The sequence below is a fragment of the Thermobifida halotolerans genome (genome assembly GCF_003574835.2).
Classification (GTDB): Bacteria; Actinomycetota; Actinomycetes; order Streptosporangiales; family Streptosporangiaceae; genus Thermobifida; species Thermobifida halotolerans.
The window spans coordinates 853,609-880,489 of the sequence record NZ_CP063196.1; the positions used below are offsets into that span (position 1 = coordinate 853,609).

The following is a 26,881-nucleotide window of genomic DNA, read 5'->3' on the forward strand; positions in this document are numbered from 1 at the left end:
TTTCTGATCGGGGGGTTACGGACGCCGACGGGCGGCGGCGGCCAGGGCGGCCGGGTCGGGGCGGCCGTCGGCGACGACGGTGACCACGCGGCGTTCCAGGCCGCCGCCCTCGGGCAGCGGCAGCCGCTCCGCCCAGGCCAGGGCCGCGCCGACACCGGGGTACTCCGCGGCGCGCAGGAACCACGGGTCGCGGTCGGGGCCGTCCTGGACGAACACCAGCGTCCACTCCCGGCCTTCGGGGGAGCGCCCGGCCAGCGCCAGCCAGTCGGCGCGCGAGCCGTGCAGCGCGTCCTCGCCCTCGACGCCGGGGCCGAGGCAGCGCGGCGGCTCGGCGGCGATGGGCGCCCGCCAGAAGAAGCCGCCGTAGCCCGCGCGGGGACGTCCGTTGGTGGCCGGGCTGCCGATGCTCAGGGGCCGTCCGCTGGTGTTGCGCAGCCGCACGGCGACCTCCAGCGCCCACGCGTCCGCGCCGACCCGCCGCGCGGCCCAGGTGCGCTCCTCGCGCACCAGTTCCGCGCCGTCCGGGTCGGTCCACGACAGGGCCTCCACGCGCCGCGAGTCCTCTTCGACCAGCCACTCCAGGTGCTCCTGGCGGCCGTGGTTGTCCAGCAGCACCGAGCCGCGGTCGCGGGTGAAGGTGCGCCCGCCCCAGAAGCTCACCCCCGAGACGTCGGGGACGGCGACGCTCACCCCCAGGTGGTGCCGGTGGTCGTCGGGGCAGACCTCGGTGACGACCGTCCCACCGAGGGTGCGCACCGGGTGCAGGTAGGGGCGGGGCGACAGCACCGGTTCGACGTCCGCGCCGTCGCGGTGACGGGCGACGGCCACGCCGTCCACCGACAGCGTCGCCGCGGAGGGGGAGGAGGGGAGCGAGGTCATGAGGCCGCCTTGGCTGCGGGCGTCCACGGGACGCCGATCTCGGAGAACAGGGCCACGCGCTCGGCGCTGCGGAGCACGAGTCCGTCGACGCCGGGCACCACGCGCCGGGTGCCCTCGGCCTCGACCGACACCTGCTGGGCCGACTCGGGGATGGGGGTGGGGTCGGGGGCGCGCCGCACCGCCTCCAGCACGGTCATGAAGCCGCGCGTGGCGGCGGGGGGCACGAGGAGCGGTTCGCCCCGTCCGATGTGCGCCACCAGGTTCTCCAGCAGGTCGGTGCGCGGGTGCTCGGTGGTGACGGGCTCCTCGCCGGGGCGGTGGAGGGTGACGCGGTCCAGGGTGTACTCGAAGACGATCCGTCCGGCGTCGCCGTGCACGACGAGGTGGGGCGGGCGGTGCTCGGCGGCGCACAGGGTGACGGCCACCGAGATCGGGGTGCCGTCGGGGGCGTGCAGGCGCACGCAGGAGGTGTCGTCGCTCTCGATGTCGTGGGCGTGGAACAGTTCCAGTTCGACGGGGCCGGACACCGCCTGGTCGGCGCCCGCGACGGCCAGGGCGGTGGCGATGGCGTGCGCGAAGGGGTTGGTCAGTGCTCCGTCGACCACGTCGCGGCCGTCCAGGCGGCGGCGTCCCGCCCACGCGGCGCGCTCGTAGTAGGCCGAGGTGCGGATCCAGGTGCCCGCGCCGCCGATGCCGCGCACCGCGCCGATCGCGCCGTCGGCGACGAGCGCGCGCACCGCCGCCACGGCGGAGGAGCCCAGGCTCTGGAAGCCCACCTGGCAGGCCAGACCGGAGGCGGCCACGGCCGTGCACAACTCGTCGAACTCGGCCAGCGTGGCGGTGGGGGGCTTTTCCAGCAGCAGGTGGGAGCCGTGGTCGAGCGCGATCCGGGCCAGCGGCAGGTGGGTGTGGATGGGGGTGACCAGGACGGTGATCGCCGCACCGGTGAGTTCCAGCAGTCCGGAAAGGTCGGAGGAGTGGTGCACCGGGCCCAGCCCCTCCAGGAGGGAGTCGGGGACGGGGCGCCGGTCGCACACCCCGACCAGCCGGACCAGCCCGGCGTCGCTGAGTCTGCGCAGGTTCCTCAGGTGGGAGCGGCCGTGGCCGTGCACGCCGACCAGCACCACCGGGACGGGGCCGCTGAGGGGGGTCATCGCGACATCCTCCGAGGCGGACGTCGGGTTGCTGAACTGCGGTGTCCTGCGGCGGCGGTGTTCACGACATCGACCCCTTCGGCTGCTATCGTCATGGAAAGCGCTTGCCCAATGTAGGCGGCGCCGGAACGCCATGTCAACGAGAGGACGTGCAACCGCTCATGGCAGACGTCGTCAGCATCGACCCGCGCACCGGCACGCCGGTGGAGACCGTCGCCCGGACCACCGGCGACGCCGAGGTGGACGCCCTGTGCCGGGCCGCGGCCCAGGCCGCCCCGGGCCTCGCCGCCGCCTCCCGCTTCGAACGGGCCGCGCTGCTGCGCGCCGCGGCCCGCGCCCTGGAGGCCGAGCGCGCCGCCGTCGTCGCGCTGGCCGACCGCGAGACCGCGCTGGGCGAGACCCGCCTCAACGGAGAACTCACCCGCACCTGCTTCCAGTTCGAGCAGTTCGCCCTGATGCTGGAGGAGGGCTCCTACCTGGAGGCCGTCATCGACCACGCGGGCGACACCCCCATGGGCCCCCGCCCCGACCTGCGGCGCATGCTCGTCCCGCTCGGCCCGGTCGCGGTCTTCGGCTCCAGCAACTTCCCGCTCGCCTTCTCCGTCCCCGGCGGCGACACCGCCTCGGCCCTGGCCGCCGGATGCCCGGTCGTGGTCAAGGCGCACTCCTCGCACCCGGCCACCTCGAAGCTGTGCCACGCCGTCATGGCCCGCGCCCTGGAGGAGGCCGGAGCGCCCGAGGGCGTGCTCGGCATCGTCTACGGCCAGCAGGCCGGGGCCGCGCTCGTGCGCCACCCCGCGATCCAGGCCGTCGGCTTCACCGGGTCGGTCGGCGGCGGGCGGACGCTGTTCGACATCGCCTCCTCGCGCCCCGACCCCATCCCCTTCTACGGAGAACTCGGCAGCGTCAACCCGCTCGTGGTGACCCCCGCCGCCGCGGCGGCCCGCGCCGAGGAGGTCGCCGAGGGAGTGGTGGGCTCCTTCACCCTGGGCGCGGGGCAGTTCTGCACCAAGCCGGGCCTGGTCTTCGTGCCCGACGACGAGGCCGGGAAGCGGCTGGGGGAGGACATCGCCGCGGCCGTGGCCGAACGCGGACCCGCCGTGCTGCTCAACGAGGGCATCCAGCGCAGCTACCTGGAACGCTGGGAGCAGGCCGCCGACGACCAGGCGGTGCGGCGCCGCGCCGAGGGCGCCCCGGCCGCCCCCGAGGGGTGGAGCGTTCCGGTGCGGCTGCTGGCCACCAGCGCGGACGCGTTCACCGCCGAGGCCGCCGAGGAGTGCTTCGGTCCGCTGGCGGTCCTGGTGACCTACCGCGACGCCGACGACCTCGCCCGCGCCCTGGCGAAGGTGCCCAACTCCCTGGCGGCCACCCTCATCGCCGAGGACGACGAGGAGTTCGCCGACGCGGTGGCGCCGCTGCTGCGCGCCAAGGCCGGACGCCTGGTCTACAACGGCTACCCCACGGGTGTGGCCGTGGCCTGGGGCATGACGCACGGCGGGGCGTGGCCCTCGACCACCAACGCGCTGCACACCTCGGTGGGCATGACCGCGGCACGCCGCTTCCTCAAGCCGGTGACCTGGCAGAACACCCCGCAGCGGCTGCTGCCCGACGAACTGCGCGACCACCCGGAGCACCCGCTGCCCCGCAGGGTGGACGGCCGCCCGGAGCTTCCGTAGCGACCGCCTCGGCCCGGGGCGTCGACCCCGCGGGGGTGGAGGCGGCCCCGCCCCCGCGGGCCGGGGCCGCCCGGAACCTCCTCCCGGGACCGGGCCGCCCCGGAGACGCTTCCTCCTCCGCGTCCCGGCACGGCCTCACCCCTGTACGGCCCGCGGTCCCCGCCGGTTCCCCAGGGGGAGGAACCGGCGGGGACCGCGGGCCGGCCGCGCTCTCAGCCGCGCAGCAGTCGGTCCACGACCACCGGCGCTCCCGACTCCATCGATGCGTTGGCGGCCAGGCCGGTCAGCAGCGCGTAGGCGCCGTCGTTGTGGTCGGGGCGGATACCGTCGTCGCCGCCGCCGAACAGCGAGTCGAGCATGCGGACGTCGCCGCCGCCGTGCGAACCCTCGCCCACCGCGACGGGGATGTCCTCGGGCGGCGCCCAGTGGCGGCGCAGCCGCAGTTCGGCGGTGGTGCTCTCCTTCGGGGCGGGCATGCCGCGCACCGGGGTCGTCTCGTCTTTGCCGGGGGAGGTGTAGGGGAACTCGGTGACGTCGAGTTCCAGGCGGCCCCGGCTGCCGGTGATCGCGATCCGGTAGCCCTCCCACGGCGCGTAGGCCACCAGGTGGTAGGTGAGCTTGGCGCCCGACGCGTAGCGCACCATCACCGACATGTCGTCCTCGATGGTGATGCCGGAACCGAAGACGTTCAGGTCGCGCCGGTAGCCGTCCTCGTGCTCGGCGTCCAGGTACAGCCGGGTCAGGTCCGGGCTGTCGCTCATGTGCAGCGCGAACGGGTCGTTCTCGGCCGCGGGGTTGCCGTGGCCGCGCTCGTAGTCGGCGGCCAGGCCGTGGCGGCGGCCGCCCTCGTCGCCGTAGAAGAACAGGTCGCCCCAGGCGAAGACCTCGGTGGGGCGCGAGCCGATCCACCAGTTGACCAGGTCGAAGTGGTGGCTGGCCTTGTGCACCAGCAGGCCGCCGGAGTTGCGCTTGTCGCGGTGCCAGCGGCGGAAGTAGTCCGCGCCGTGGCGCAGGTCGAGCAGCCACTCGAAGTGCACCGATCCGATCTCCCCGATGACGCCCGAGCGCAGCAGGTCGCGCAGCTGGCCGTGGACGGGGTTGTACCGGTAGTTGAAGCCGACGGTGACCCGGCCGCCGGTGCGCTCCTGGGCGGCGTGGATGCGGCGGCAGCCCTCCAGGTCGGCGGTCATCGGCTTCTCGGTGATGACGTCGCGGCCCGCCTCCAGGGCGGCCACGATGTAGTCGGCGTGCAGCCGGTCGACGGTGCACACGATGACCTCGTCGACCGCCTCGGCGTCGAGCATCCGGACGAAGTCGTCGGGGGAGTAGGTGGGCACGGGATCGTGCCCGGCGTCGGTGACGATCCCGTTGTGGACGGCCATGCGGGTGCGGTTGGTGTCGCACAGGGCGACCAGGCGGCCCCGGTCGGCGTGCGTGGTGACCAGGGCACGGGTGTACATCCGGGCACGCGATCCGGTGCCCACGATCGCGTAGCGGCGTGGAGTGGCGGGGTCCGGTGCTGGGTGTGGAGTACGCTCATTCACACTCAGCATGGTAAACGCTTTCCAAAGTTCTGTGCAGGGGTGGTCTCCGAGAACGCTCGGACACGGGCCCTCCGGACGGGGGTGCCGCTCGCGGTCGGGGGCCCGACCTTCCTGGTCAGGGATACCGCTTACCCCGCCTGTGGCCGCCCCTTCCCTCCGCGGCCCCGGGGTCTCCCGGCGGGGGCCGACGGTTCGGTCGGTTTCTCCTTTTAAGTCCTGATCAGGGCTTTTGCGGGGAAGGACGGGACTTGGAGGGGATTTTCTGCCCGTGAAGTCGTTGACACCCCTGGAACCCGGTGCTAGAAACTGAACACCATACCTTATGGATAGCGCTTACCAAGCTTTCTGTCGCACGTTCCCAGAGTGGTCTTCTGCACTTTTCCACCAGAGCCCTCCCAGCCAAGCAGATTGGCGGTCCCACGTCATGAACTCAGACCTGGTCACCGGACCCGTCGCCGTGCCGGGGGCGGGTCGGGAGGACGGTGAGGCGACATGAGCGCGCTCCTGCAGCGACGCCGAACCGCCCCTCCGCCCTCCGCTTCCACGCTCCCGGCCGCGACGCCGAAGCCGAAGCGTTCTCCCAACCGCAGACGCCGGGAGACGCTCGCCGCCTACGGCTTCCTGCTGCCCTGGTTCGTCGGTCTGGTCTGCATCACCATCGGTCCGATCCTGGCCTCGCTGTACTTCTCCTTCACCGACTACAGCCTCATCGGCGACCCGCACTGGGTTGGCCTGGAGAACTACCAGCGGATGCTCACCGACGACCGCCTGCACACCTCGCTGGGCGTCACCTTCGTCTACGTCTTCGTCTCGGTGCCGCTCCAGTTGGCCCTGGCGCTGGCCCTGGCGATGGTCCTGGACCGGGGAGTGCGCGGCCTGCCGATCTACCGCTCGGTGTACTACCTGCCCTCCCTGCTGGGCGGCAGCGTCGCCATCGCGATCCTGTGGCGGCAGATCTTCGGCGCCAACGGCCTGATCAACCAGGTGCTCGCCGTCTTCGGCATCCAGGGCGAGGGCTGGGTCTCCCACCCCGACTACGCGCTGGGCACCCTGATCGTGCTGAACGTGTGGACGTTCGGCGCCCCGATGGTGATCTTCCTGGCCGGACTGCGGCAGGTCCCCGCGATGTACTACGAGGCCGCGGCCGTGGACGGCGCCGGCCCGGTGCGCCGGTTCTTCACGATCACGGTCCCCCTGCTGACGCCGATCATCTTCTTCAACCTGGTGCTGCAGATGATCAACGCCTTCCAGACCTTCACCCAGGCGTTCATCGTCAGCGGCGGCACCGGAGGACCGAGCGACTCCACGCTCTTCTACACGCTCTACCTGTACCAGAAGGGCTTCGGCGCCTTCGACATGGGCTACGCCTCGGCGATGGCCTGGCTGCTGCTGATGATCATCGGTGGGTTCACCGCGGTGAACTTCCTCGCCTCCAAGTACTGGGTCTTCTATGGTGACTAAGACTTCCGCACCCGCCAGCGAGCGGAGGGGCACGCGCGCCGAGCACGTCCGCCGCCTGCTCATCCACACCGGGCTGATCGTCTTCGGGCTGATCATGCTCTACCCGCTGCTGTGGATGCTCTCCAGCTCCTTCAAACCGACCGAGGAGATCTTCCGAGACCCCAGCCTGCTGCCCGGAAGCAGCGTCATGCCGGGCAACTACACCGAGGGCTGGACCGCGCTCCAGCACCCCTTCCACCACTACCTGCTCAACTCCGCGGTCGTGGTCGCCGGGGCCATCGTCGGCAACCTCATCGGATGCTCGATGGCGGCCTACGCCTTCGCCCGGCTGGAGTTCTTCGGCAAGAAGCTGTTCTTCGCCGTCATGCTGATGACGATCATGCTCCCCATCCACGTCGTGATCGTCCCGCAGTACATCCTGTTCGCCAACCTGGGGTGGATCAACACCTTCTACCCGCTGATCGTCCCCAAGCTGCTGGCCACCGACGGCTTCTTCGTCTTCCTCATGGTGCAGTTCATCCGCGGACTGCCCAAGGACCTCGACGAGGCGGCGCGCATCGACGGCTGCGGACACGTGCGGATCTTCCTCCGGGTGATCCTGCCGCTGTCGATGCCGGCCCTGGCCACCACGGCGATCTTCACCTTCATCTGGACCTGGAACGACTTCTTCAGCCAGCTGATCTTCCTCACCGACCCGAACATGTACACCGTCCCCGTGGCGCTGCGCACGTTCGTGGACTCCACCAGCCAGACCTCCTGGGGCCCCCTGTTCGCGATGTCGATCGTCGCTCTCGGCCCGGTCTTCGGATTCTTCCTCGCCGGTCAGCGATACCTCGTCAAGGGCATCGCCACCACCGGAATCAAATAGTGAAGGGAACACAAAGATGAGAGCAGACTCCCGCAGCGGACGACCCCCGGTCCGCAGCCGATCCCGCGCACTCTCCCTGACCGCGGGACTGGCCGCGGTGGTCATGGCCGTGACCGCCTGCGGCGGCGGCGGTGACAACGCCGACGGGGTCGTGGAACTGCGGTTCTCCTGGTGGGGCTCTGACGAGCGCCACACGATGACCCAGGAGGTCATCGACCTCTTCGAGCAGCAGAACCCCGGTATCAGGATCGTCGGCGAGTACACCGACTGGGCCTCCTACTGGGACAAGCTGGCCACCACCACCGCTGCGGGGGACGCTCCCGACATCATCACCCAGGAGGAACGCTACCTGCGCGAGTACGGGGAGCGCGGCGCGCTCGCCGACCTCTCCGAGCTCGGCGGACTGGACCTCTCCCAGATCGACCCGCTGGTCGCCGACAGCGGTGACCTCGACGGCGCCACCTACGGCGTGGCCACCGGCGTCAACGCCTACGCCATCCTCGCCGACCCGCAGGCGTTCGCCGACGCGGGCGTGGAGATGCCCGACGACGACACCTGGACCTGGGACGACTACGTCGACATCGCCGCCGAGATCAGCGAGAAGAGCGACGGGGAGATCGTCGGCACCCAGTCCATGGGCTACAACGAGAGCGGCTTTGCGATCTTCGCCCGCCAGCGCGGCGAGTCCCTCTACAACGAGGACGGCAGCCTGGGCTTCTCCAAGGAGACCCTGGAGGCGTGGTTCCAGTACACGCTGGACCTCATGGAGAGCGGAGGCCAGCCGGGCGCCTCGGAGAGCGTGGAGATCGAGGCGGGCGGCCCCGACCAGTCGGTGCTGTCCACCAACACCGGCGCCATGGCGCACTTCTGGACCAACCAGCTCGGCGCGATCAGCTCCGCGTCGGGGCGGGACATCCAACTGCTGCGCTACCCCGGTGAGACCGAGCACGACCGCACCGGCATGTACTTCAAGCCGGCGATGTTCTACTCCGTCTCCGCCGACACCGAGCACCCGGAGGAGGCCGCCAAGTTCGTCGACTTCCTGCTCAACAGCGAGGAGGCCGCCGCGATCCTGCTGGCCGACCGCGGGCTGCCCGCCAACGTCAGCGTCCGGGAGTCCATCGTGGACTCCCTGCCCGAGGCCGACGCGCGCAGCGCGGAGTTCCTCTCCGAGATCGAGGACACCATCGTCGACGGCAACCCGCCGCCGCCCATCGGCGCGGGCCAGGTCGTCGACATCATCAAGCGCATCAACGACGACCTGATGTTCGGTGAGATCACCCCGTCGGAGGCCGCCGACCGCTTCATCGAGGAGGTCGAGGCCGCCACCGGATCCGCCTGATCCCCCTCTTCGTCCTTCCTCCCTCTCCCAGAACGGGCCCGCCGCGTCCTTCCCCTCCCACGCGGCGGGCCCGTTCCCTGTTCCCGCCGGTCGCGTCGCGTTCCTCGGCGCGACCGGCGCGGGATCACAGCGCGGCGTCGATCCGCTCGCCCAGGTCCTCGGAGAGCAGCCGCGAGTAGGTGGCCGTGATGTGGTGGCTGTCGCGGTAGACGATGACGTTGCCGATCACCGCCGGGCAGTTGTTGTCGAGGCAGAAGCGGTCGTTCATGTCGACGATGTGGACGTCGCCGACCCTGCCCTCCTCGGCCGCGATGACCTGGGGATCCTCCCCCCGCAACGCGGTGTCGCGCTCGCGGGTGCACGGGTCGACGTCCGGGGAGTGCAGGTCGACGCACTCCACGACGCGGCTGCGGGTGGTGGGGGTGTCGCGCAGCGCCACGACGGTGATCCCCGCCTCCTCCAGCCGGTTCCACAGCAGGGCCATGCCCTCGGCCAGCTCCTCGCGCGCCGAATCCTCGTCGACCCCGTAGGGCCTGGCCTGTGCCCGGGAGCTGGTGAACACGATCTGCGGGTCCAGCTTGTGCAGCTCGGCCACCACGTTGGTGTTCCACTCCTGGCACTGGGTGTAGGGCTCGTCCTCGCCGGGGCGGACGAGCAGTGTCGCGGTGAAGGCGCACGAGGACTTGGTGAACGTGTACAACCGCCACCCGCGTTCGTCGGCGACCTCCTGGAGCGCGGGGGACCAGTGCGCGGCGTGGGAGTCGCCCACGATCGCCACCGCGGTCTCGGCGTCGGCGGGGCCGTAGACGCACGGGGAGGGATAGGTGTCGGCCTCCGTGGACTGGCAGCCGTCGTCGTAGAGGTCGGGCAGGTCGTCCTCGGCGGTCAGGACCGACGGGTAGGGGGGAGCGGTGAGCTCGTCGGGTTCGGCCTCGAAGGCGTCCAGGGCCTGCGGTCCGACGTGCACCTCCGGGTCGAACTCGGTGGCGCGCACCTGCTGGACGTGGGCCTGGAGGCCCCAGCCCGCGCCCGCCACCACCAGCACGCCCGACAGCGCGAACGCCAGGGCCGAGCGTCCGGTGTTGAGCAGTCCGCGCTCCCGGACCGGGTCCTCCAGCACGATCTTGGTGGCCCAGGCCAGCAGCAGGGACAGCGCGGCCACCAGTGTGGCCGCCAGGGGGGACAGCTCGGTCGTGTTGGACATCCCGAGCGTGATGACGATGATCGGCCAGTGCCACAGGTACAGGGCGTAGGAGATGTCGCCGACGAACCGTGCGGGCCCGGTGCTCAGCAGGCGGCCCGCGCTGTAGCGGCCGGTTCCCTCGCCCGCGGCGATCACCGCGGCGGCACCCAGGACCGGCAGGGCGGCGGTGTGGCCGGGGAACGCGGTGTGCTCGCCGTAGCAGACCGCGGCCGTGACGACGGCCGTCAGACCGGCCCAGCCGAGTGCGCCGCGCAGCCGGTCGGGGACGCTCCAGCGGTTCAGCACGACTGCCAGCAGGCCGCCCACGGCCAGCTCCCACATCCGGGTGAAGGGCAGGTAGTAGGCGGCCGTGGGATCGGCCGCGGTCATCAGCACCGAGCAGGTGAACGAGGCGGCGATGACCGCGACCACGGCGCCCCCCAGCGCGGCGGCGGCCCGACCGGCGCCCAGCCGGGGGCGCAGCGCCGCCCAGCCCAGGAACAGCAGCGGCCACACCAGGTAGAACTGCTCCTCCACCGCCAGCGACCAGAAGTGCTGGACCGGGCTGGGCGCCTCCTCGGCGGCCAGGTAGTCCACGGTCTGTCCGGCCAGGACGAAGTTCTCGACGTAGGCGGCGCTGGCGACCAGCTCGACCGCGGTCTGCTCCAGGCGCGTCGAGGGCAGCAGGACCACGGCGGCCACGGCGGTCGCGGCCAGCACCAGGGTCGCGGCGGGCAGGATGCGGCGCACCCGCCGGACGTAGAACCGGCCGATCGAGATCCTGCCGTGGGAACGGGCCTCACGTAGCAGCAGCGACGTGATGAGGAAGCCGGAGATCACGAAGAAGACGTCGACTCCGACGTAGCCGCCGGGCAGGTAGGCGGCGTTGAGATGGTAGACGAGCACCAGAAGCACGGCCACGGCGCGCAGCCCCTGGACCTCGGGAAGGAAGCGCCGGGGTGCGGGACGGCGCGGGAGGGCGCGCGCGGTCGGGACAGGCGGTGATGCGGGGGCGTCCACTGACACGAGGTATCGCTCCAAGCGTCGGTCGCAGGCGGGGGCAGTACCCATCACGATGATCCCCCGACATCGTCACGGAGTGTGCAGGGGATGACAGATTCTCTCAGGGTCTGTTCAGAAAAATCTCATAACTCGCCCAGAAAAGCACACTCGGGGGTCGGTGTGCCCCGACGGTTGCGCGACACGCCACGCAGACGCGCCCCCGGACGGGCCGGGGACGCGTCTGCGTGACGGGGAGGGCCTGTGCCGGTCAGTCGGACGGCGGCGGCCCGGCCGTGCCGGTGCGCGCGGCGTCGGCCGCGCCGCCCCGACCCACCGGTCGGGTGCGCCGGTCGCGGCCCGCCTCCAGTCGCGGCTCCAGGCGGGCCACCTCCCGGGAGCCCATCCGCGCGACGATCCCGGGCAGCAGGCCCCGCACCAGTTGCATGACGGGCAGCCACCGCTGCCCGTACACGTGCGCCGAACGCCGGGCGATCCCCGCCACGATGTTGTCCACCGCGGGCGGCAGCGGGTGGGTGCGGTTGGCGGGCCAGGGCAGCCGGGAGCGCAGTTCCCGCAGCACCTCGTCGTGGTCGGCGCCGCGCACCATGTCGGTGTCGGTCCAACTGAGGTAGGCCACGCCGACGTCGACGCCCCTGTGGGCGACCTCGGCCCGCAGGGCGTGCGCGAACGCCTCCACCCCGGACTTGCTGGCGCAGTAGGCGGCCATCATCGGGGCGGGGGTCAGCGCCGCCAGCGAGGCGATCTGCAGCAGGTAGCCCCGGCTGCGCAGCAGCGCGGGCAGGAACGCGCGGGCGGTGGCCACGCTGCCCAGCAGGTTCACCTCGATGACGCGGTCGAAGAAGACCGGGTCGGAGTCGACGAACGGGCCGCCCACGGCGATTCCGGCGTTGGCGACCACGATGTCGACGCGCCCGTACCGGTCCTCGACGCCGCGCGCCGCGTCGCCGATCGCGGTGCGGTCGGTGACGTCGGCGCGCCAGGCGCTGGCGTGGGGGCCGCACGCGGCGGCGGTGGCGGTCAGCTCCTCGGGCTCCAGCCCGACCAGTGCGACCTTCGCCCCGCGTGCGGCGAGCCGCCTCGCCAGCAGGGCGCCCACGCCGCGCGCGGCGCCGGTGACCACCGCGACCTTTCCGTCCAGGAGGCGCCGCCCGCTCAACTCGCCTCCTCCAGGGCCGTGGCGGCGTCGGCCCCGGCCGGCGCGCCCAGGTGGTCGCGGACGAGTTCCCGCAGGACCTCGCAGACGCGGTCGGGGGCCTCCAGCGGGGTCATGTGTCCCGTGCCGGGCAGCAGGACCAGGTCCTCGCAGGCGGGCAGCGCCTCGGCGAGCCGCTGGGCGTGCACCGGAGGGGTGAGCCGGTCGGCGGTTCCGGCCAGGACCCGGCTGGGCATGTCGAGGTGGCGCAGCGACTCCCGCAGATCGAGGTTGAGCAGCACCGACCCCCATCGGGCGCGCGGAACCGACCCGCAGGCGTGCACGACGCGCACGCACAGGTCCACCATGTCGGCCGGGGAGTTCGCGGCCATGGTCATGTACCGCAGGCCCGCGCGGGTGAGCGGGGTGACCGGCCCCAGCGGCAGCGGCACGGTGAGCAGGAGCCGGTGGAACACCGAGCGCAGCCGGACGAGGCGGCCGGGGGAGCCGCCGAAGACGCGGGCGGAGGGCACCAGCCGGTCGCTGCCGGTGCTGGCCAGCAGCACCGCGGCGGCCCGTTCCCGGAACTCGGGACGGTCGGCGGCGGCCATGATCGTCATGCCGCCCATGCTGTGGCCCGCGACGACGGCTCCGGTGCCGCGGCGCACCGTCGCCTGGAGCACCGCGCACAGGTCGTCGGCCAGGGCGGTGGCGCTGTAGCCGCCGCGGCGGGGGGTCTCGCTGCGGCCGTGTCCGCGCTGGTCGTACAGCACGACCCGGAAGCGCGGTCCCAGGGCGCGCAGGACGGGCGCCCAGAACAGGGTGGAGCAGGTCCAGCCGTGGCTGAGCACCACGGTCGGGGCGTCGTCGGGGCCGTGGACCTCGGCGTGCAGCATGGTTCCGTCGGCGGAGCGCACGCGCAGCACACCGGCGGGTTCGGGGGGCCTCAGCGCTTCGGGGAGTCTCAACGCACTGCCTCCGGTGCGGTCGTGGCGGACTGGGGAGCGGCCTCCCGGGCGGGGAGCACCGTGTACTCGGCCGGGTCGATCCTGCGGGTGGCGGAGCGGAAGCTGAGGGTGGAGCCGGGCCACAGCGTGGTGTTGCGGCCCCGGGAGTCCAGGTACCAGCTGGCGCAGCCGCCCTGGGCCCACACGGTGCGGCGCATGCGCCGCTGGAGCCGGTCGTTCCAGGCGTCCTGGGCCTCGCGGCGGGGCTCGATCGCGGCGATGCGCCGGGAGTCCATGTGGCGCAGCGCGTCCATGATGTAGTTCACCTGGGACTCGATCATGTAGATCATCGAGGTGTGGCCCAGTCCGGTGTTGGGGCCGACGATGAGGAAGAGATTGGGGAAGCCGGCGACCGTGGTGCCGCGCAGGGCCCGCATGCCGTCCTTCCAGTGCTCGGAGAGGGACACGCCCGCGGCGTCGCGGATGCGTGCGCCGACCGGCATGTCGGTGACGTGGAACCCGGTGGCGAAGACCACCGCGTCGGCCTCGTGCTCGGTGCCGTCGGAGGCGACGAGCGTGCTGCCGCGCACCTCGGCCAGGCCGGAGGCGACCACGTCGACGTTGGGGCGGGTCAGCGCCGGATAGTAGTCGTTGGACAGCAGGATGCGCTTGCAGCCCATGACGTAGTCGGGGGTGAGCTTGGCGCGCAGTTCGGGGTCCCTGACGGCGCGGCGCAGGTGCCTGCGGGCGACGGCGGTGGCCGCCTTCAGCAGGGCGGGGTGGCGCACGAACGCGCCGACGCTGGATTCGCGGGTGAGGTAGACGCCCGCGCGGGCGAGTTTCTGGGCGGCCGGGACCGTGCGGAACAGCCACCGCTCCAGTCCGGTGATGGCGCGGTCGGCGCGGGGAACGACCCAGGCGGGGGTGCGCTGGAACAGCACGAGCCGGTCCACCCGGGGCTGGACGGCCGGGACGATCTGGACGGCCGAGGCGCCGGTGCCGACGACCGCCACGCGCCTGCCGGTGAGGTCGTAGTCGTGGTTCCAGCGTCCGGAGTGGAACACCGTGCCGGGGAAGTCGGCCAGTCCGGGGATGTCGGGGATCGCGGGGTCGGCGAGCGCCCCGGCGGCGCTGACCAGGACGTCGCAGGTGAGGGTGGCGCCGGTGGTGCGCACCGTCCAGCGCAGGCGTTCGGCGTCCCAGCGGGCCTCCAGCACCTCGCTGCGGGTGCGGACGTGGGGGCGCAGACCGAAGCGGTCGGTCACGTCCTCCAGGTAGGCGCGGATGTGCGGCTGCCCGGAGAAGCTGCGCGGCCAGTGCGGGTTGGGGGCGAAGGAGAAGGAGTACAGGTGGGAGGGGACGTCGCAGGCGCACCCGGGGTAGGTGTTGTCGCGCCAGGTTCCACCGACGTCGTCGGCGCGTTCGAGGATGACGAAGTCGTTCTCGCCCGCCTGGCGCAGTCGGACGCCCAGCCCGATCCCACCGAACCCCGATCCGATGATCGCGATCCGCACGTGGGGCGCTGCGGGCGTTGCTGTGGAGCCCATAGCACCACCTCTCGTCGTTGGTTATTGAACCAATGAGTGTTGGCAATGTTTGAGCGTAAACCATGACAATGGACATTGGAAGATTTGGGTCACTCTTCCCGGAGGCACGGGTCACAGCCGGTCGAGGAGTTCGGTCTTCTTCGCCCGGAACTCCTCCTCGGTGAGCAGCCCCTCGTCGCGCAACCGCCCCAGTTCGCGGATGCGGTCGTAGACGGTCCGCTCGTCGGCGGTGTACGCGTCGGTCGGCCGCGCCGGACCGGAGGTGTCCCGCGCCCACAGGTGCGCCGTCACGGTCGCCGCCAGCAGCAGCGTACGGGCCTCCTCCCTGCGAGAGGAGTTGGTCAGCAGGCACGACAGGTCCTTGCCGGGCTTGGCGGCGGCGGGGGAGGTCCCGGCCTCGTGCGTGACGATCCGCAGGTAGCCCTCGTTCCACCCGTCGGTGGGCACCCACTCGGCCCGGCGGATCTCGGAGAGCGGGAACTCCCGGCGCTGCTCCCTCCGCTTGCGGGAGCCCGCCTCGCCCGACCACACCAGGCGCACCGCCTCACCGTCGAAGAAGGCCGTGCCCTCGGAGGTCTGGACGTGCAGCGGAAGCGGCGGGACCAGACCGGTGGCGAGCTGCTCGGGGGGTGCGGGGTCGCCGTCGTCCCGTGCGGCCTCGGCGGCCGCGGCGAACTGGTCGGCGTAGTACTCGGCGAGCAGTTCGGTGGCGGGCCTCCCGGTCAGCAGGAACGGCTGGCTCTTCTCCGCCAGGCCCGCCCCGACCGCGGTGAAGGGGTCGGCGCGCTCGTGCAGCCGCAGCCGCAGCCGCCAGTCCTTGCCCCGCACCCCGCGGGGCGTGAACTCCACCAGGGAGACGGCCGCCACGGGCAGCCGGCACCGGCCGAGAGCCACCAGCAGCGGGTCGGCGCGCCAGCCCGTGCGGTAGTGGATGGAGACCGTCTCCCCGTCGAACCGCCAGATCCCCTGCTTTCCCCGCAATTCGTCCACCCGGCAATTCTAGGGAGACCGGCCGCCGCGCACACCGCGCCGAGAGCGCCCCGACCCGTCACGCGGGGCTCCCGCGCTGCGCGGGCCGGGTCAGGCCCCGGCCACGAGGTCGCCCGGAGCCTGCTCGAACTGGGTCCGGTACAGCCGCGCGTACCGGCCGTCCCGGGCCAGCAGTTCGGTGTGCGTGCCGCGCTCCACGATCCGCCCCGCCTCGACCACCAGGATGAGGTCGGCGGCCTGGACCGTGGACAGCCGGTGCGCGATCACCAGGGCGGTGCGCCCCTCCAGCGCCTCGGTGAGCGCCTCCTGCACCTGCACCTCCGACGTGGAGTCCAGGTGCGCGGTGGCCTCGTCCAGGATCACCACCCGGGGCTGCGCCAGCAGCAGTCGCGCGATGGTCAGCCGCTGGCGCTCGCCGCCGGAGAAGCGGTAGCCGCGCTCGCCCACGACCGTGTCCAGCCCGTCGGGCAGCCCCTCGATCAGGTCGGCGATCCTGGCCCGGCGCAGCGCCTCCCACATCTCCTCCTCGGTCGCCTCGGGCCGCGCCAGCAGCAGGTTGCCCCGGACCGTGTCGTGGAACAGGTGCCCGTCCTGCGTCACCATGCCCAGCGTGGTGCGCAGCGAGGCGAACGACAGGTCCCGCACGTCCACCCCGGACAGCCGGACCGCGCCCTCGTCGACGTCGTAGAGCCGCGGCAGCAGTTGCGCGATCGTCGACTTGCCCGCGCCCGAGGAGCCCACCAGCGCCACCAACTGCCCCGGCTCGGCGCGGAACGACACCCCGTGCAGCACCTCCTCGCCGCCGCGCGCGTCCAGCCGCGCCACCTCCTCCAGCGAGGCCAGCGACACCTTCTCGGCCGCCGGGTAGGCGAAGCGCACCCCGTCGAACTCCACCGACACCGGGCCGTCGGGCACCTCGCGGGCGTCCGTCCGCTCCCGGATCAGCGGCCGCAGGTCCAGCACCTCGAAGACCCGCTCGAAGCTCACCAGCGCGCTCATGACCTCCACGCGCGCGTTGGCCAGGGCCGTCAGCGGAGCGTACAGACGGGTCAGCAGCAGCGCCAGCGCCACGACCGCGCCCGCGTCCAGTTGGCCGCGCAGCGCGTAGAAGCCGCCCAGCCCGTAGACCAGCGCCAGCGCCAGCGCCGAGACCAGCGTCAGCGCGGTGAAGAACACGTGCTGCAGCATGGCCCGGCGCACCCCGATGTCGTGCACCCGCCCGGCGCGCTCGGCGAACTCGGCGGACTCGCGGTCGGGCCGCCCGAACAGCTTGACCAGGGTCGCCCCCGGGGCGGAGAAGCGCTCCGACATCTGGGTGCTCATCGCGGCGTTGTGGTCGGCGGCCTCGCGCTCCAGCCGCGCCAGCCGGGTGCCCATGCGCCGCGCGGGCAGCACGAACACCGGGAGCAGCAGCAGCGCCAGCAGGGTGACCTGCCACGACAACCCGACCATCACCACCAGCGTCAGCGTGAGCGTGACCAGGTTGCCGACCACGCCGGACAGCGTGTCGCTGAAGGCCCGCTGCGCGCCGATGACGTCGTTGTTCAACCGGCTGACCAGCGCACCGGTGCGGGTGCGGGTGAAGAACGCGACCGGCATGCGCTGCACGTGGTCGAACACGGCGGTGCGCAACTGCAGGATGAGTCCCTCGCCGATGCGCGCCGACAGCCACCGCGTCGCCAGCCCGACCCCGGCCTCGGCCACGGCGATGGCGGCGATGAGCACCGCGAGTCCGACGACGAGGCCGGTCCCGGCGTCGCCGACGATGCCGTCGACCACCCGGCCCGCCAGGACCGGCGTGGCGACCGCCAGCACCGCGCCGAGCACGCTGCACACCAGGAACCAGATCAGCGTGGACAGGTGGGGGCGGGCGAAGCCGCCGATGCGCCGCAGCGTGGCCGCGGAGAACGGGCGCTGCTCCTCGGGCGCGTTCGCTGTGCGGTACAGCGTGTGCCAGGCGGTCATTTCCATGCTCACGGGTGGTCACCGGCCCTTCGGGGTGGTCGGGATCGGAAGCGGGGAACGCGGCCGTGCGCCGCGTCCGACGCGACGGAGCCTAAAAGCTCGACTTTGGTTGAGGTCAAGCCGTCGCCCGGATCCGGTGCGGACGCGGAATTTGCCGCTTCTTGAAATCGAACAAGTGTACGATAACAGTGACGGCCCGCGGTCGTGCGCCCTCGCGGCGATCCTGTGGAAAAGACGCGGATCCCCGCCGGAGAAGTCCGCGCGACGCGGGGCGGACCACCGGAGAACAACCACCCCCGGCAGTGACGACGGAGAGGAAGACCGACATGGCACGGCCAGCGCACGCCCCGCCGCGCGGGACGATCCGGGACCACCACGGGGAGGACCGATCATGAGCCGCCCGACGACGGAACCGGCCATCGAGACCTCCGGCCTGGTCAAGACCTTCGGCGCCACCCGGGCCGTCGACGGGGTCGATCTGCGCGTCGCGGCCGGGGGAGTGTACGGCGTCCTGGGCCCCAACGGCGCGGGCAAGACCACCGTCATCCGCGTGCTGGCCACCCTGCTGCGCCCCGACCGCGGCCGGGCGCGCGTGTTCGGCCACGACGTGGTGCGCGAGGCCGACGCCGTCCGCGCCAAGGTGAGCCTGACCGGGCAGTTCGCCTCGGTCGACGAGGACCTCACCGGCACCGAGAACCTCGTCATGCTGGCCCGGCTCCTCGGCCACAGCCGCGCCGGGGCCAGGGCGCGGGCGCGCGAACTGCTGGAGGCGTTCGGTCTGGCGGAGGCGGCCGGAAAACAGGTCAGGACCTACTCCGGCGGCATGCGGCGGCGCATCGACATCGCCGCGAGCATCGTGGCCACACCGGAGCTGCTCTTCCTCGACGAGCCCACCACCGGACTCGACCCGCGCAGCCGCAGCCAGGTCTGGGACATCGTGCGTGCCCTGGTCGACCAGGGCACGTCGGTGCTGCTCACCACCCAGTACCTCGACGAGGCCGACCAGCTCGCCGACCGGATCGCGGTGATCGACCGCGGCAGGGTCATCGCCGAGGGCAGCCCCGGCGAGCTCAAGGCGTCGGTCGGCACGGGCACGCTGCACGTCCGCCTGCGCGACCCCGAGCGCCGCCCCGACGCCCGACGGCTGCTCGGCGACGCGCTCGACGTCCCGGTCCACGAGGAGTCCGACCCCGCGGCCCTGTCCGCCCGGGTCTTCGACCCCGGCCGGGTGGCCCGCGCCCTGGCGGAGCTGTCCGCCGCCGGGGTCGCCGTCACCCACTTCTCCCTGGGGCAGCCCAGTCTCGACGAGGTGTTCCTCGCCCTCACCGGCCGCCCCGCAGCTACCGACGACACCCGCGAGGAGGCGGCATGACCGCCACGACCGCCCGGCCCCGGGCAGACATCGACGAGCGGCTGAGCAGCGCCCTGGCGCCCCGCGCCCGGCCGCCGCGGCCCGGTCCGCTGACCGCCTCGCTCGTCTTCGGCTGGCGGGCGCTGCTGAAGATCAAGCACGTGCCCGAGCAGTTGTTCGACGTCACCGTCTTCCCGGTGCTGTTCCTGCTGATGTTCACCTACCTGTTCGGCGGCGCGCTGGCGGGGTCCCCGCGCGAGTACCTCCAGACCCTGCTGCCGGGCATCCTGGTCATGAACGTCGTCATGATCACCATGTACACCGCCGTCACCCTCAACACCGACATCACCAGGGGGATCTTCGACCGGTTCCGGTCGCTGCCGGTGTGGCGACCCGCCGCCCTGGCGGGCGCGCTGCTGGGCGACGCGGTCCGCTACACCGCCGCCTCGTCGGTCGTCGTGGCGCTCGGCCTGGTGCTGGGGTTCCGTCCGCAGGGCGGCGTGGTCGGTGTACTGCTGGGCGTGGCGCTGCTGGTGGTGTTCTGCTACGGCTTCTCCTGGGTGTGGACCGTGCTGGGGCTGGTGCTGCGCACCCCCAACTCGGTCATGGGCGTGAGCATGATGGTGCTGTTCCCGGGGACCTTCCTGACCAACGTCTTCGTCGACCCCGCGACCATGCCGGGCTGGCTGCGCGCGTTCGTCGAGGCCAACCCGGTCACCCATCTGGTCACGGCGGTGCGCGGGCTGATGCACGGCTCGGCCGCCACCGGCCAGGTCGCCCTGGTGCTCGCCGAGGCCGCCGCCCTGGTGGCGGTGTTCGCGCCGCTCACGCTGTACCTGTACAACCGGAGGAGCTGACCTCGGTCCCGGAGGGGGTCGGGTGGCCTCGGCCCCGGGGGCCTTGCGGCCTCAGCCCCGTGGGGGGGTCGAGAAGCGTTGCAGGAGAGGCCCGCCCCCTCGGGCGGGTGTGTCCTTGCAACGCATCTCGCCCACCCCCTCCGGGCCGAGGTCTCCCCCGGGGCTCGGGCCACCCGAAGTCCTCCTCGGCCTCCCGGTGTCGGGGAGGGGTCACGACGCCGCCGTCATCACCTGGCGGACGCACCGGGGCAGCACCGGCACGCCGGTGCCGACCACGGTGCGCAGCGGCGGGGCGCCGGTGAACAGGCCGTGCTCGCGGGCGGTGTCGGCCAGCACGTCGAAGGGCGCGAAGGAGAAGTCGTAGACGGCCAGACGGCCTGCGGGGCGCAGCACCCGCGCCAGTCCGGGGACGGCCCCGGCGGGGTCGTCCCAGTGGTGGGAGCTGAACGAGGTGACAACCAGGTCGAAGGAGCCGTCGGGAAACGGCGGCGCGGTGACGTCACCGACCCGCGCGGCCACCCGGTCGCCGAAGTCCGCGGCGTTGCGCTCGGCGGCGGCGACCATGTCCGCCGACAGGTCGAGCCCGGTGACGCGGAGGTCCCGGCGGCGGCGGGCGATCTCGACCAGCAGGACGCCGGGACCGGTCCCCGCGTCGAGCACCGCGCCGCCGTGGGGGGCGAGGGCGGCGACGTCCTCGGCGATCCGCCGGTAGAGGCCGCGCAGTGCCCACCGGGCCACCCGGTCGTAGATCCGGCTGCCCCGTCCCTGGAAGAGCGTCGGAGCGTTCTTCTGCGTGTGGAGTCGGGTGTGCATGGGCGTGTCCCCTCAAAAGAGTTGTATTCTGCAACTGTTTTGACGATAGAACGGACAGTTGCACAATGCAACTGTTTTGGGTGACGGAACTCCGGAAGGACGGTGCATGGACCCCACACCGGCGCACCAGTTGCACCGGTCGCTGATGGACCTGGTCCGCGTGGCCGGTCTGCTCCAGGGCGACCAACAGGTCCTCAGCCACCCCGTGTCGCTGTCCCAGGCGTTCGCCCTGGACGAGTTGGGCACCGCCGGGGGGCCGCTGTCCCAGCGCGAGCTGGCAGAACGGCTGGGCCTGGAGAAGAGCACCGTCAGCCGCATGGTCGCCGACCTGGAACGCAAGGGACTGCTGCACCGCGAACGCGACCCCGCCAACCGGCGGGTCCACCGCCTGCGGATCACCGAGCGGGGCCGGCAGCTACGCGCCCACCTCGCCGAACTGTTCCAGCAGCGCTACGACCGGTGGAGCGCGGCCATGGCCCCCGACGAGCGCGAGGCCCTGCTGTACGGCCTGTCCGGTCTGGTCCGCGCGATCCGCCGGAACCCCCCGCCCCCCGGCTGAACACCGACTCCGAGAAGGAAGGTCCTCTCATGGCAGACATGGCGGACTCCGCATTCCGCAGGACACCGACCGGAGCGAGCCGCCTGCTGTTCCGGCTGCCCGTCCACCTGTACCGGATCGGCCTGGGCTGGCTGTTCGGTCGCCGACTGCTGCTGCTGAACCACATCGGCCGTGTCTCGGGAAAGAAGCGCCGGGTGGTCGTCGAGGTCGTCGAGCGCGACCCCGACGCCGGGACCTACACCGTCTGCTCCGGGTTCGGCCCCAAGGCCGCCTGGTACCGCAACCTCATGGCCACTCCCGACGTCACCATCCAGGTCGGCGTCCGCACGGCAGAGGTCACGGCCGTGCCGCTGCCCCCGGAGGAGGCCGGGGAGGTCCTGGTGCGCTACGCGCGCCGCCGCCCCCGGACCGCGCGCGGACTCACCCGCTTCATGGGCTTCGAGACCGACGGTTCCGAGGCCGCCTACCGCCGCGCGGGCACAGCCCTGCCCTTCGTCCGCTTCGTCCCCCGGACCTGACCGCGGCGGTCCGGGCACGTCAGGGCGGTTCCTCCCGGATTCTCCGGTTTCGTTCTCTGTAGAGTGGGGACGCGCTTGCGTCGACAGGGCGGGGGAGAACGTGCGTACCGGAAAGTCGCTGCTGGCCGGGACGGTCGTGCTGGGAGCGCTCACGGCCTGCGGTCCCCTCCTCGGAGTCGAGTGGCCACAGCCGCGGACGGCTCCCGCCGTGAGTGAGACCGCGCACGTCAGCCTGGTCTGGACGACGGACGGCTCCGTCGACCCCCGGGACTCCTACGTCGAGTACGAGGCGACGGTCACCCTCCACGAACCCGTTCCCGGCCGGGGAGTGTGCGGAACCCGGGGTGCCGACGGGACCGGCACGGCCCGGGTGGTCGTCGCCCTGACCAACCGCACCGACCTGAGCAGGGACGACGTGGCCGCCCAGAGGCGCCCCCAGCACCTGCGGGCCGATCCGCTGAACGCGGGCGGCTCGCTGCGGTGGGCGGGCGAGCGGTGGGGCAGGGACGCCTGCGTGGACGTCCCCGACCTCGCCCGGGTCTTCGAGGACTGGGACGAGGGGGAGACCCGCGAACTGCACGGCGAGCTGGCCGGGGTTCCGCTCGACGACCCCTCCGGTCACGGCGTCGAGCTGGAGTTCGTCGCACCGGACTGGCAGCTCGTCGAAGGCGAGGTCGCAACACTGCCGGTGCGGTTCTGACCGTCCGCCCGCTCCGCCGCGCGGGCGCGCCTCAGCGGAACCGCCAGCGGGTCTGCCCGTACTCGGAGCCCCTGGCGAACCCGAAGACGGTCGAGGGGGCGACCCGGTAGACCACGGCCGCGCCGCCCCCGCTGCGGAAGCAGCCGTCGCGCACGTCGAAGTGCCAGTCCGGACCGTACTTCGTCTCGAAGGACGCGGCCACGAACCGCAGCGCCGCGTCGTCGGTGAGACGCGCGGCCTCGCCCTCGACCACCAGGTCGAGGCCCTCGCCGAGCAGGTTGCGTCCGGTGGTGAGCACGCAGTGCGGACTGTCCGCCAGGTTGGCGGCCTTGCGCTCGGTCGGGCCGGTGCAGAAGTACAGGGCCTCGTCCAGCCACACCGCCAGCAGCGGAGCGACGTGCGGGCGGCCGTCGGGACGCACCGTCGACAGCCAGAACACCTCGGCCGCCACCAGCAGGCGGCGCGCCCGCTCCCAGCCGAGCGGGGCCGCGCCCCCGCTGCTGTACCTGGGGTCCAGTTCGCCCACCGGTTGTCTGTGCGCCATCGTCGGCCTCCCTCGCGAGCGGTCGGGGCGGCGGGCCGGGCACGCGGCGGCGCGCCGACCGCCGAAGCCCCCGGTGGGCGGCCACTTCCCCGCACCGTCCCGCCGAAAACGGGGCCTCCGGCACATGCGCGGCTCCAGGCCCGTCGGTCCGGGACCGGGGCGAGCGCCGCGGCGGGCCGCAGCCCCCGGAACCCCGGGGTTCCACGGTGCGGCCCCGACCCCCGGCGCGCACCACCGGCGGGCCGAGTCCGCCCAGCGCCCCGGCCCACCGGGCGGCGGCCGCGCGCCGTTTGCCCCCCGTGCGCTCCGGGTAGCGGGCCGCGCGCACCACGAGAGGAGACGATCCGTGCCTGATGCTTCCCGATCGACCTTCGCCGCCTTCGACCTGGTCGTCGGCGCGGTCGGGCTGGCCGTCATCGGGCTGCTGGCGTTCGCCTTCGACCAGCCGCTGCTCTTCCCCAGCCTGGGCCCCACCCTCATGCTGACCCTCGACTCCCCGAACCTGCCGAGCGCCCGGCCCGTCGACGCGCTCGTCGGCCACTACGTCGGCATCGTCGCCGGAGCGGCGTCCCTCGCGGTGACCGGCCTGCCGGACGCCCCGTCGGTGCTGCGGGAGGGGGTCACCGCGCCGCGGATCGCCGCCGCGGCGCTGTCCCTGGGACTGACCGCCGCCCTGCTGCGACTGCTGCGGCGCCGCCACCCCCCGGCGGGCGCCACGACGCTCATCATCAGCCTCGGACTGATGACCACCCTGGCAGACCTGGCCGCCATCGCCGTGTCCGTGGCGATCCTGGTCGCGATCTGCGTGGTCATCGACCGCCTCCGCCCCGAACGCCTCATGCCGCAGTGACTGTGAAGAAGGAGCCGAGCCATGACCGACCGAATCGCCGACATCTGGGGTGCCAGGACCCCGTACGCGCGGGGGACCCGCTGGCCGGTGCGCGTCGACACCAAACTGGAGGAGGGGCTCACCCCCGACGACGTGGATCACTGGGTGCAGTCGGCGTGCGTGCTGTGCAGCAACGGCTGCGCCTGTGACATCGCCGTCAAGGACGGGCGCATGGTGGGCGTGCGGGGCCGCGCCGTCGACACCGTCAACCATGGACGACTCGGCCCCAAGGGACTCTACGGCAGTTGGCAGGGGATGAACGGCCGCCGCAACGGACAGGCGCGCGACCGGCTGACCCGGCCCCTGGTCCGCGAGGGCGGACGTCTCGTCGAGACCGACTGGGACACCGCGATGGACCGGGTCGTCGAGCGCAGCAGGGCCCTGCTCGCCGACCGCGGCCCGCTCTCCCACGGTTTCTACACCAGCGGACAACTGTTCCTGGAGGAGTACTACACGCTCGCCGTCATCGGCAAGGCCGGTCTGGGCACCCCGCACATGGACGGCAACACCCGGCTGTGCACCGCGACCGCCGCCGCGGCGATGAAGGAGACCTTCGGCTCCGACGGGCAGCCCGGCAGCTACGAGGACATCGACGAGTGCGACGCGATCTTCCTGTGGGGCCACAACATGGCTGAGACCCAGACCGTGTTGTGGATGCGCGTGCTGGACCGCCTCGCCGGACCCGACCGCCCCGCGGTCGTGTGCGTGGACCCGCGCCGCACCCCCGTGGCCCGCGAGGCCGACGTGCACCTGGCCCCGTACAACGGCACCAACCAGGCGCTGATGAACGGCATCATCCGCGAGGTGATCCACCGCGGCTGGGTGGACCACGACTACGTGGCCGCGCACACCCTCGGCTACGACGACCTGGCGGCGACCGTGGAGCCGTGGACCCCGGAGCGCACCGCCGAGACCTGCGGGGTGGCGGTCGACGACCTGCGCCGTGCCGTCGAGATCTTCGGGACCCGCCAGCGCGTCCTGTCCACCGTGCTGCAGGGCTTCTACCAGTCCCAGCAGGCCACCGCCGCCGGCTGCCAGGTCAACAACCTGCACCTGCTGTGCGGCAAGATCGGCCGTCCCGGCTCGGGAATCCTGCAGATGAACGGCCAGCCCACCGCGCAGAACACCCGCGAGTGCGGCGCCGACGGCGACCTCCCGGCCTTCCGCAACTGGAGCAATCCCGACCACGTCGCCGAACTGGCCCGGCTGTGGAACGTCGACCCGCTCGCCATTCCCGCGTGGGCGCCGCCCACCCACGCCATGCAGATCTTCCGCTACGCCGAGCAGGGGTCGATCGGCCTGCTGTGGATCAGCGCCACCAACCCGGTGGTGTCCCTGCCGGACCTGCCGCGCGTCCGCGACATCCTCTCCGGCGACCGGTGCTTCGTCGTGGTGCAGGACCTCTACCTGACCGAGACCGCGCAACTGGCCGATGTCGTGCTGCCCGCCGCCGGATGGGGGGAGAAGACGGGGACGTTCACCAACGTCAACCGGACCGTGCACCTGAGCGACAAGGCCGTCGACCCGCCCGGGGAGGCCCGCAGCGACCTGGACATCTTCCTCGACTACGCGCGGCGGATGGACTTCCGCGACCGCGACGGCAACCCGCTGCCGCCGTGGAACGACCCCGAGGGCGCCTTCGACGCCTGGCGGGAGTGCACGCGCGGTCGGCTGTGCGACTACACCGGCATCACCTACGACCGGCTACGCGGCGGCAGCGGCATCCCGTGGCCGTGCAACGACGACGCGCCCAACGGCACCGTGCGCCTCTACGGTGACGGGGTGTTCCCCACCGACCTGCAGCAGGCCGAGACCTACGGCCACGACCTGCTCACCGGAGCCGTGGTCGCTCCCGACGCCTACCGGGCCCGCGACCCCCGCGGCCGGGCACTGCTGAAGGCCGCCGCGTACCTGCCGCCCTTCGAACAGCCGGACGAGGAGTTCCCGCTGCGCTACACCACGGGGCGCACCGTCTACCACTTCCACACCCGCACCAAGACCGCCCGGGCCCCGCAGCTGGACCGGGCCGCGCCCGACATGTGGGTGGAACTGGCCCCGAGCGACGCGGAGGAACTGGGCATCGCCGAGGGCGACCGGGTGCGGGTGGTCTCGCGCCGCGGCCACATCGAGACCACCGCCCGCATCGGCGAGGGGCGCCCCGGGGTGGTGTTCGCGCCCTTCCACTACGGCTACTGGGACACCAAGCCCGGCGACCCGCCGCGCGCCGCCAACGAACTGACGATGACCGAGTGGGACCCGGTGTCCAAGCAGCCGTCGTTCAAGGTGGCCGCGGTGCGGGTGGAACGTGTCGGGCCGGGTGGCAGGCCGTCGCCCGCGCCCACCACGGCCGCCTCCGCGCCCGCGCGCCCCGACACCGTGCCCGCCACCGTGGGAGGGGCCGACGCCGAGGTCCACGAGGACATCGCGCCGGTCGAGCCGCCGTCCGCCGCCACCGAGGAGCTGTCGTGAACATCAGAACCTACCTGCGGATGATGGACGACGCCGAGCACAGCCTGGCCGAGGGGTTCCACACGGTCGCCGACGGCCACAGCGCCGAACCGGACGTCTACTGGCTGTGCCGCACGCTGGCCGACCAGTGTGAACGCCACCGCCGGGAGCTGGAGCCGATCCGGGAACGCTACCGGGAGGAGGGCGGGCCGGAGGCCGAGGAGCCGGAGCACCTGGAGACCCAGCTGCTGTCGCGGACCCGGTCGGGACCGGTGGGCCTGCTGCGCGACCTGCAGGACCTGTACACGCTGGCCTGCTTCGTCGACGTCACCTGGACGCTGCTGCTGCAGGCCGCCTACGGGCTGCGCGACCGGGAGCTCATCGACGTCGTCGAACGCTGCGACGGCGAGACGAAGGTCCAGGTCGACTGGCTGCGCACCCGCATGAAGAACGCCGCCCCGCAGGCGCTGATCGCGGCTCGGTGAGGCGGA

General features: G+C 72.6%; 23 protein-coding genes. 12 read left to right on the top strand and 11 right to left on the bottom strand.

The features are described 5' to 3' along the window. Positions 1–15 precede the first annotated feature (15 nt). Both NI17_RS03840 and NI17_RS03845 read right to left on the bottom strand, forming a co-directional pair. Entirely contained in the window at positions 16–879 is an 864-nt protein-coding gene (locus NI17_RS03840; protein ID WP_243597602.1) for a DUF6807 domain-containing protein, read from the bottom strand. After that, positions 876–2,033, bottom strand: coding sequence for a Gfo/Idh/MocA family protein (locus NI17_RS03845; RefSeq protein WP_068689337.1), 1,158 nt, complete (start codon positions 2,031–2,033; stop codon positions 876–878). Before NI17_RS03845 ends, NI17_RS03840 begins: the two co-directional genes overlap by 4 nt. 161 nt (positions 2,034–2,194) lie before the next feature. On the opposite strand from NI17_RS03845, the gene NI17_RS03850 reads away from it, so the two are divergent. Next, entirely contained in the window at positions 2,195–3,709 is a 1,515-nt protein-coding gene (locus NI17_RS03850) for an aldehyde dehydrogenase (NADP(+)) (RefSeq protein ID WP_068689335.1), read from the top strand. 212 nt (positions 3,710–3,921) lie between these two features. Here NI17_RS03850 and NI17_RS03855 read toward each other — a convergent pair whose 3' ends face one another. Further along, positions 3,922–5,262, bottom strand: coding sequence for a Gfo/Idh/MocA family protein (locus NI17_RS03855; RefSeq protein ID WP_119267708.1), 1,341 nt, complete (start codon positions 5,260–5,262; stop codon positions 3,922–3,924). A gap of 483 nt (positions 5,263–5,745) precedes the next feature. Between NI17_RS03855 and NI17_RS03860 the strand changes: the two genes are divergently transcribed. The 3 genes from NI17_RS03860 to NI17_RS03870 are packed head-to-tail and all read left to right on the top strand — an operon-like array spanning position 5,746 to position 8,924. Further along, complete coding sequence (locus tag NI17_RS03860) at positions 5,746–6,714, top strand: carbohydrate ABC transporter permease (protein WP_068689331.1); 969 nt, start codon at positions 5,746–5,748, stop codon at positions 6,712–6,714. After that, positions 6,704–7,582 carry a carbohydrate ABC transporter permease gene (locus tag NI17_RS03865; protein WP_068689329.1) on the top strand — a complete coding sequence of 293 codons (879 nt, stop codon included), beginning with the start codon at positions 6,704–6,706 and terminating at the stop codon, positions 7,580–7,582. The genes NI17_RS03860 and NI17_RS03865 overlap by 11 nt, the downstream gene beginning before the upstream one ends. Positions 7,583–7,598: 16 nt before the next feature. After that, entirely contained in the window at positions 7,599–8,924 is a 1,326-nt protein-coding gene (locus NI17_RS03870) for an ABC transporter substrate-binding protein (protein WP_068689327.1), read from the top strand. 124 nt (positions 8,925–9,048) lie between these two features. On the opposite strand, the gene NI17_RS03875 is transcribed toward NI17_RS03870, so the two are convergent. From NI17_RS03875 to NI17_RS03900, 6 genes are all read right to left on the bottom strand, one after another. Continuing rightward, complete coding sequence (locus tag NI17_RS03875) at positions 9,049–11,133, bottom strand: acyltransferase family protein (protein WP_234401756.1); 2,085 nt, start codon at positions 11,131–11,133, stop codon at positions 9,049–9,051. A gap of 244 nt (positions 11,134–11,377) precedes the next feature. After that, on the bottom strand, positions 11,378–12,286 hold the full coding sequence (locus NI17_RS03880) for an SDR family oxidoreductase (protein ID WP_068689325.1): 909 nt from the start codon (positions 12,284–12,286) through the stop codon (positions 11,378–11,380). Beyond that, the gene (locus tag NI17_RS03885) at positions 12,283–13,230 is read right to left on the bottom strand and encodes an alpha/beta fold hydrolase (RefSeq protein WP_068689323.1); all 948 of its coding nucleotides are present in this window, start codon (positions 13,228–13,230) and stop codon (positions 12,283–12,285) included. Before NI17_RS03885 ends, NI17_RS03880 begins: the two co-directional genes overlap by 4 nt. Continuing rightward, positions 13,227–14,756: a flavin-containing monooxygenase gene (locus NI17_RS03890; protein ID WP_068689321.1), complete on the bottom strand. Its 1,530-nt coding sequence runs from the start codon at positions 14,754–14,756 to the stop codon at positions 13,227–13,229. The genes NI17_RS03885 and NI17_RS03890 overlap by 4 nt, the downstream gene beginning before the upstream one ends. 111 nt (positions 14,757–14,867) lie before the next feature. Next, on the bottom strand, positions 14,868–15,746 hold the full coding sequence (locus NI17_RS03895) for a DUF4429 domain-containing protein (RefSeq protein ID WP_068689319.1): 879 nt from the start codon (positions 15,744–15,746) through the stop codon (positions 14,868–14,870). Between the two features lie 90 nt (positions 15,747–15,836). Next, complete coding sequence (locus NI17_RS03900; RefSeq protein WP_243597699.1) at positions 15,837–17,717, bottom strand: ABC transporter ATP-binding protein; 1,881 nt, start codon at positions 17,715–17,717, stop codon at positions 15,837–15,839. Positions 17,718–18,102: 385 nt separating this feature from the next. Between NI17_RS03900 and NI17_RS03905 the strand changes: the two genes are divergently transcribed. Together NI17_RS03905 and NI17_RS03910 are read left to right on the top strand one after the other, a co-directional pair. Continuing rightward, positions 18,103–19,083, top strand: coding sequence for an ATP-binding cassette domain-containing protein (locus NI17_RS03905; protein WP_068689317.1), 981 nt, complete (start codon positions 18,103–18,105; stop codon positions 19,081–19,083). Continuing rightward, complete coding sequence (locus NI17_RS03910; RefSeq protein WP_068689313.1) at positions 19,080–19,919, top strand: ABC transporter permease; 840 nt, start codon at positions 19,080–19,082, stop codon at positions 19,917–19,919. Before NI17_RS03905 ends, NI17_RS03910 begins: the two co-directional genes overlap by 4 nt. Positions 19,920–20,129: 210 nt before the next feature. Here NI17_RS03910 and NI17_RS03915 read toward each other — a convergent pair whose 3' ends face one another. Then, positions 20,130–20,732, bottom strand: coding sequence for a class I SAM-dependent methyltransferase (locus NI17_RS03915; protein ID WP_068689311.1), 603 nt, complete (start codon positions 20,730–20,732; stop codon positions 20,130–20,132). A 106-nt stretch (positions 20,733–20,838) separates the two neighbouring features. Between NI17_RS03915 and NI17_RS03920 the strand changes: the two genes are divergently transcribed. The 3 genes from NI17_RS03920 to NI17_RS03930 all read left to right on the top strand — a co-directional run bounded on the left by NI17_RS03920 (position 20,839) and on the right by NI17_RS03930 (position 22,509). Then, positions 20,839–21,291, top strand: coding sequence for a MarR family winged helix-turn-helix transcriptional regulator (locus NI17_RS03920; RefSeq protein WP_068689309.1), 453 nt, complete (start codon positions 20,839–20,841; stop codon positions 21,289–21,291). Positions 21,292–21,320: 29 nt separating this feature from the next. Next, entirely contained in the window at positions 21,321–21,809 is a 489-nt protein-coding gene (locus NI17_RS03925; protein ID WP_234401755.1) for a nitroreductase family deazaflavin-dependent oxidoreductase, read from the top strand. Positions 21,810–21,909: 100 nt separating this feature from the next. Continuing rightward, on the top strand, positions 21,910–22,509 hold the full coding sequence (locus NI17_RS03930; protein ID WP_068689308.1) for a hypothetical protein: 600 nt from the start codon (positions 21,910–21,912) through the stop codon (positions 22,507–22,509). A 31-nt stretch (positions 22,510–22,540) separates the two neighbouring features. Here the strand turns inward: NI17_RS03930 and NI17_RS03935 are convergent, their stop codons facing one another. Further along, positions 22,541–23,053, bottom strand: coding sequence for a pyridoxamine 5'-phosphate oxidase family protein (locus NI17_RS03935; protein ID WP_068689306.1), 513 nt, complete (start codon positions 23,051–23,053; stop codon positions 22,541–22,543). A 346-nt stretch (positions 23,054–23,399) separates the two neighbouring features. Here NI17_RS03935 and NI17_RS03940 point away from each other — a divergent pair, with 346 nt between their 5' ends. From NI17_RS03940 to NI17_RS03950, 3 genes are read left to right on the top strand one after another with little or no spacing between them, the layout of a single operon-like run. Further along, entirely contained in the window at positions 23,400–23,903 is a 504-nt protein-coding gene (locus NI17_RS03940) for an HPP family protein (protein WP_068689304.1), read from the top strand. 21 nt (positions 23,904–23,924) lie between these two features. Further along, on the top strand, positions 23,925–26,411 hold the full coding sequence (locus NI17_RS03945) for a molybdopterin oxidoreductase family protein (protein WP_068689302.1): 2,487 nt from the start codon (positions 23,925–23,927) through the stop codon (positions 26,409–26,411). After that, on the top strand, positions 26,408–26,875 hold the full coding sequence (locus NI17_RS03950) for a hypothetical protein (RefSeq protein ID WP_068689300.1): 468 nt from the start codon (positions 26,408–26,410) through the stop codon (positions 26,873–26,875). The genes NI17_RS03945 and NI17_RS03950 overlap by 4 nt, the downstream gene beginning before the upstream one ends. Positions 26,876–26,881: the final 6 nt, after the last annotated feature.